This window comes from Belnapia sp. AC561 (genome assembly GCF_979252845.1).
This window is the reverse complement of sequence record NZ_CEEDBP010000449.1, coordinates 1-240: the sequence shown is the minus strand read 5'-3', so window position 1 is coordinate 240 and position 240 is coordinate 1. Positions and strand designations below refer to the sequence as shown.

Genomic DNA, 240 nt, shown 5'->3' with positions numbered 1-240 from the left:
CCGCAGGTCATCGTCATCGGTGCGTTCAAATCGACCCCCGCCGTCTCGAATGCCGCCGACAGTGCCGCACCGCGCTTCCATGTGCCGTCCGCCTCGAACAGGCGCGGATAGGGAAGGCTAAGCGCGCCGGGAATATGGCCGGGCGCGGCGCCGTGCGGATCGGGTTCTTCGCCGGTGAAGCGGGTGGCGCTGCGCGCGTCGATCACCTGTTCCGCACCGGTGGCGAGATTGCCCTTCATC

Annotated in this window: 1 protein-coding gene; it reads right to left on the bottom strand. The window is 68.3% G+C overall.

The features are described from left to right. Positions 1 to 240, bottom strand: a 240-nt coding sequence (locus tag AC0IW9_RS31810) for a rhodanese-like domain-containing protein (protein WP_471652270.1), incomplete at both ends; no start/stop codon positions are given.